Here is a 5,212-nt window from a genome sequence, read left to right on the forward strand (position 1 = left end):
GGTGGCCGGCGAGACCGTGGGCGCCATCGGCCCCGGGCTGGCGGTGCTGGTGGGCGTGGAGCGGGGGGACGGCGCGGCCCAGGCGGAGCGCCTCCTGGAGCGCCTGCTGGGCTACCGGGTCTTTCCCGACGAGGAGGGCCGCATGAACCGTTCTTTGCGCGACACCGGCGGCGGCCTGCTGCTGGTGCCTCAGTTCACCCTGGCCGCCGACACCCGGAAGGGCACCCGCCCCAGCTTCGGCACCGCGGCCCCGCCGGAGGAGGGGGAGCGCTTGTTCGGTTCCCTCCTGGAGCAGGCACAGGGTGCCCATGCTCCGGTGGCGGCGGGGCGCTTCGGGGCGGACATGCAGGTGGCCCTGGTCAACGACGGCCCGGTGACCTTCTGGCTCCGGGTTCCGCCGGAGCAGGGGGGGTGAGGGCATGATCCGGTCCCGGCGCGCCTTCCTGGGCCTATTGGCCGGCGCCCCCATGGTCCTTTCCACCGGAAGGGGGTGGGCGGCCGGCGGGCGGGCCTACGGCGAGGTGACCCGCGCACGGCCCGTGCGCCTGCCCGCCGACCACGCCGCCCATCCGGATTTCGCCATCGAGTGGTGGTACTTCACCGGCTTCCTGGAGCTGTCCGATGGCGGCCGGCGCACCTTCGAGGTGACCTTCTTCCGCAACCGGCCCGAGCCGGGGCCCTGGGAGGACAACCCCTCGGCCTTCACCCCGCGGCAGGTGATCAGCGCCCACGCCGCCCTGGCCGACCCGGCCACGGAGGACTTCCGCCACTGGCGGCGCCTGGCACGGGTCGGTGTGGACGGCGGACGGGCGGAGGCGGGCCGCCTGAGCGTGGGCATCCGCGACTGGCGGCTGGAGGAGGGTCCGGAGGACGTTTGGCGCCTGCGCCTGGGCGGCGACCCCGGCCCCTGGGACATGCGCTTGCGCCCCACGGGCGAGGCGGTCCTCCAGGGGCCCGCGGGGGTGAGCGCCAAGAACGCCAGCGGCTCGGTGGCGAGCTACTACTACACCTATCCCGCCATGGCGGTGGAGGGCACCCTGCCGGTGGACGGCGAGGCGCAAGAGGTGGAGGGCACCGCCTGGTTCGACCACGAGTGGACCTCCACCTTCCTGCCCGAGGGCACGGCGGGCTGGGACTGGGTGGGGCTGCGCTTCGACGATGGCGGCGGTCTCATGGCCTACCGCTTCCGCGACTCCGAAGGCCGGACGGCCTACGCCGCCGGCACCCGCATCCGCCCCGATCGCTCCGTGGCGCATCTGGGTCCCCAGGAGGTCCGCTGGCGGCCCCTGCGCGAATGGACCTCCCCGGACACCGGTCACACCTACCCGGTGGCCTGGGAGATCCGCGCCGGCGAGCTCACCCTGCGGGTGGAGCCCCTGTTCGACCACCAGGAGATGCGCGGCACGGGGCCCTACAATCCCACCTACTGGGAAGGCGCCATGCGGATCTCGGGGGACCGGCAGGGGGAGGGTTTCCTGGAGATGACCCGGTTGGGCGCCGAAGGGGCGGGCTAATCCGGCTCTGGTCACGGGTGCGTTGAAAATGCGCGGATCGCCTTTAAGAGGCGCCGTGAGCACCTGAATGCGAACAGAAAGCCAGAAACGCCGGGCAGGGTTACGTCTTTTCCTGCCGGGCCTTCCAGGCCGCCAGCCCGCCGTGTAGGACCCGGACGTTCACGCCCATCTCCGCCAGCGCCCAGCCCGCCAGGGTGGAACGGCCCCGGCCGCCGCAGTAGACCACCACCGGCTGGTGGGGCCGCTCCAGATGCTCCTCGATCTGGGCCTCCAGCTTGTCCCGGGCCAGGTTGACGGCCCCGGGGATGTGGCCCTGGGCGTATTCCTCCGGCCGGCGAACGTCCACGATCAAGGCCCCGTCCGCCTCCAGGCCGGGAAGGTCCCCGGGCTCCAGGTGCGGGACGCGGGCCTCGATCTCCTCCAGCAGCTTCTCGTAGCCTTGCGCCATCCTTGCTACTTCCTGACTTTGCAATGGACCGTAAAGCCGGTGGGGGCTTCGGCCGGGATGCGAACGTTGCTCATGAGGATTCCTCCGAAACGGGTTAAAGCTGCGGGGCCGGGTTCAGGCGCGGGTGGGTCTCCTCGGCGGCGAGCAGCACCCAGAGGCCCGACAGCCCCATGGCGACGGCGGTGAGCCAGAACCCCGTCTCCAGGGCGCCGGTGGCGTCGGCGGCGAGGCCGATGGCCAGGCCGCCGATGCCGTAGCCGGTGTCCCGCCAGAAGCGGTAGACGCCCAACGACGAGCTCCGCCAGTTGGGGTGGGAGATGTCGCTCACCGCGGCGATGAGGGTGGGGTAGAGCAGGGCCATGCCCACCCCGGCCACCGCGGCGGTGGCGCACCACAGCCAGAAGCCCTCCACCAGCAGGGTGGCCGCCACCCCCGCGCCGCAGATCCACATGCCGGCGACGATGGGGCCCTTGCGGCCGATTCGGTCGGAGAGGGGGCCGGTCCACAGCTGGCTGGCGCCCCACACCACGCCGAACACGCCCACCACCCAGCCGATGGCCACCACGGTGAGCCCCTGGGCGTGCAGCCAGGCGGGGAAGAAGGCCCACACCAGGGCGTCCACGAACTTCTCCACGCTGCCCGCCTGGGACAGGGCGGCGAAGGTGCGGTGGCGGAAGGAGACCAGGGTGAAGATCTCCCCGGTGCCCGGATGGTCGGAGACGTTTTCGGGGAAGCGCGGCCGGGGCCCCTTGTGGGTGCCGCTGGCGTGGGCGTGGGCCTCGGCGCGCGCCCAGTGCAGGGTCTCGGCGGCGAACCACCAGGCGGTGGCAAGGGCCACCAGGGCCACGGCCAAGCCGAACAGGAACAGCGCCCAGCGCGGGTCCATGTCCGCCGCCAGGTAGCCGGTGACCACACCCGCGATGGCCACGCCGGTGTAGCCGGCGAACTCGTTGAAGCCGGTGGCCAGGCCGCGCTGCTCGGCGCGGGTGATGTCGGCCTTGGAGGTGACGGTCATGGACCAGGCGAAGCCCTGGTTCACGCCCAGCAGGACGTTGGCGGCGACGATCCAGTCCCAGGAGGGGGCGTAGAGGATCATGAAGGGGATGGGCAGCGCCGCCAGCCAGCCCCATAGTAGCACCCGGCGCCGGCCCACCCGCTCCGAGAGGCGCCCGGCCACGAAGTTCAGCGCCCCCTTCACGAAGCCGAAACTGATGATGAAGGCCATGAACAGGAGGTAGGAGCCGGGCGCGAGGCCGAACTCCTCCTCGGCCAGCGCCGGCACCACGTTGCGCTGCAGGCCGATGGTCAGGCCGACGAAGAAGACCTGCAGCATCTGGAAGGTGAACTGGCCCAGGTTGGCGCGGATGCCGTGGATGTAGGCGCCGTGTGGGCCCGGCCCGTTGCGATCCGCCATGGTCGCTCCCGTCCGGGTTGTGAGGGTCCTCTGGGAACCGTATCAGACGGGCCGGACGATGGGTCGCTGGGGTAATGCGGGCAGGCCAAGGGGGTGAGCCGCCGGGCCCGAAGGGCTACCCTGTGCGCCCCTTCGGCAGCAAGGTACCCCAATGAGCCTGGCCACCATCGCCTCCACCTTCGCCGTCCTGTTCGTCGCCGAGCTGGGCGACAAGACCCAGCTCGCCCTGGTGGCCCTGGCCGCGAGCACCGGCGAGACCCTGGCGGTGTTCATTGGCGGAACCCTGGCCCTTTGGCTGGTGTCGGTGCTCGGAGTGGTCGTGGGCGCCACCCTGCTGCGCCGCGTCCCGGCGGTCTGGGTGCACCGGGTGGCGGCGGTCCGCGACCCTGTAAAATGGAGCCGGCGGGGCGCCCAAGAACCCGAAAGATCCCGAGCCCGAGGAGGCAACCGTGAGCGGATGCTGTAGCGGCGATTCCTGCGCCCCGGCCGCCACCAACCAGCGGCAGTCCCGCATCCTGAAGGCGGTGCTGGGCATCAACACGGTCATGTTTGGCGTGGAGCTCACCGCCGGGCTGCTGATCGGCTCGGTGGCCCTGCTGGCCGACTCCCTGGACATGCTCGGCGACGCCCTCACCTACGGGGTGAGCCTGGCGGTGGTGGGCGCTAGCGTCCGCAAGCGGGCCGGGGCCGCCCTGTTCAAGGGCTTGATCATGCTCGCCTTCGACCTGTTCATCCTCGGCCAGACCGCCTACCGGGCCTTCCTGCCGGAGCTGCCCGCGGCCATGCCCATGGGGGCGGTGGCCGCGCTGGCCCTGGCCGCCAACCTGGTGTGCTTCGCCCTGCTGTGGCGCCACCGGGGTGAGGACCTCAACATGCGGTCGGTGTGGCTGTGCTCGCGCAACGATCTGTTCGCCAACACCGGGGTGATCCTGGCCGCCGGTGCGGTGGCGGCGACCGGGACCCGGTGGCCGGACCTGCTCATGGGGGCCCTGATCGCGGGGCTGTTCCTGCGCACCGCCTGGGCGGTGCTGGCCGAGGCTGCGGGGCAGCTCCGCGCCCCGCAGCCGGGGGAAACCTGAACGGGAAGAGGGACGGTTCCGGTGCCCCGGAGGAGGTCCCGGGCACCGTAGGTGGCCTGCCTAGTCCCGGTGCTTGGAACCGTGCCTGCCCTTGCCACCCCCCATGTGCTTCTTGTGCATGCGCTTCTTCATCTGCTTCAGCTTCTCGCGCTGCTCCTCGTTCAGCACACCCATCATCTCGTTCCGGGTGCGGACCTTCTCCTGGAGGATGGTCTTCTTCTTCGCCGAGATCTGATCGTGGATCCGCCCCACCTCCTCGGGGCTGGGCTCGTCCTTGTGCATCTCCTGGCCCATCTGCCAGCGCAGCTGCTGCATCTCCACCTTGGTGCCCGCCATATGCTCGGCGAGCTCCTTGTGGATGTCGGTCATCTTCTCGACTTGCTCCTCGTCAAGATCCAGGGCGTGCATGACCTTCATCATCATGCCGCCTTTCATCATGCTGCTGCCGCCCATCATGCCCATGCCGCCCTGACCCATCATCATGCCCGATTTGCCATCGTCGCCGGCAAGGGCCGGGGTGGAAAGGGTTACCGCCACGGCGCCGAGGGCGGCGAGTATATTGCGAAGCTTGGAATCCATGTTCTACCTCCTCAGATTATTAGCCTCTCTCATTTACCCTGCGTGCTCGGATTGAGTGAGTCCAGGGCTTGGTCCGTTAAGCTCTCAATATGCCAAAGGGTTAGGCTCGTTGTTTGAACGGGGCTGGAGTTGACCCGAATTCGTGGACACCCAATCCTTTGGCAGGAAGGAGTGATCC

Annotated in this window: 7 protein-coding genes; 4 read left to right on the forward strand and 3 right to left on the reverse strand. The window is 70.2% G+C overall.

What is annotated here, in order from left to right:
- Position 1: 1 nt before the first annotated feature.
- On the forward strand, positions 2-415 hold the full coding sequence (dtd, locus tag ACLFRB_RS11350) for a D-aminoacyl-tRNA deacylase (protein ID WP_411069124.1): 414 nt from the start codon (positions 2-4) through the stop codon (positions 413-415).
- Positions 416-419: 4 nt separating this feature from the next.
- Positions 420-1,514, forward strand: a complete 1,095-nt coding sequence (locus ACLFRB_RS11355) for a lipocalin-like domain-containing protein (RefSeq protein ID WP_411069125.1) — start codon at positions 420-422, stop codon at positions 1,512-1,514.
- Positions 1,515-1,614: 100 nt separating this feature from the next.
- Here the strand turns inward: ACLFRB_RS11355 and ACLFRB_RS11360 are convergent, their stop codons facing one another.
- Both ACLFRB_RS11360 and ACLFRB_RS11365 read right to left on the reverse strand, forming a co-directional pair.
- Positions 1,615-1,962, reverse strand: a complete 348-nt coding sequence (locus ACLFRB_RS11360; protein WP_411069126.1) for a rhodanese-like domain-containing protein — start codon at positions 1,960-1,962, stop codon at positions 1,615-1,617.
- Positions 1,963-2,056: 94 nt separating this feature from the next.
- Positions 2,057-3,376 (reverse strand): MFS transporter, encoded by a 1,320-nt coding sequence (locus tag ACLFRB_RS11365; protein ID WP_411069127.1) that lies wholly within the window; start codon positions 3,374-3,376, stop codon positions 2,057-2,059.
- Between the two features lie 151 nt (positions 3,377-3,527).
- Here ACLFRB_RS11365 and ACLFRB_RS11370 point away from each other — a divergent pair, with 151 nt between their 5' ends.
- Positions 3,528-3,842 (forward strand): TMEM165/GDT1 family protein, encoded by a 315-nt coding sequence (locus tag ACLFRB_RS11370; RefSeq protein ID WP_411069128.1) that lies wholly within the window; start codon positions 3,528-3,530, stop codon positions 3,840-3,842.
- On the forward strand, positions 3,826-4,455 hold the full coding sequence (locus tag ACLFRB_RS11375; RefSeq protein ID WP_411069129.1) for a cation transporter: 630 nt from the start codon (positions 3,826-3,828) through the stop codon (positions 4,453-4,455). The genes ACLFRB_RS11370 and ACLFRB_RS11375 overlap by 17 nt, the downstream gene beginning before the upstream one ends.
- A gap of 60 nt (positions 4,456-4,515) precedes the next feature.
- Here the strand turns inward: ACLFRB_RS11375 and ACLFRB_RS11380 are convergent, their stop codons facing one another.
- On the reverse strand, positions 4,516-5,034 hold the full coding sequence (locus tag ACLFRB_RS11380) for a Spy/CpxP family protein refolding chaperone (protein WP_411069130.1): 519 nt from the start codon (positions 5,032-5,034) through the stop codon (positions 4,516-4,518).
- Positions 5,035-5,212: the final 178 nt, after the last annotated feature.

Source organism: Thiohalorhabdus sp. (assembly GCF_046545655.1).
Taxonomy (GTDB): domain Bacteria; phylum Pseudomonadota; class Gammaproteobacteria; order Thiohalorhabdales; family Thiohalorhabdaceae; genus Thiohalorhabdus.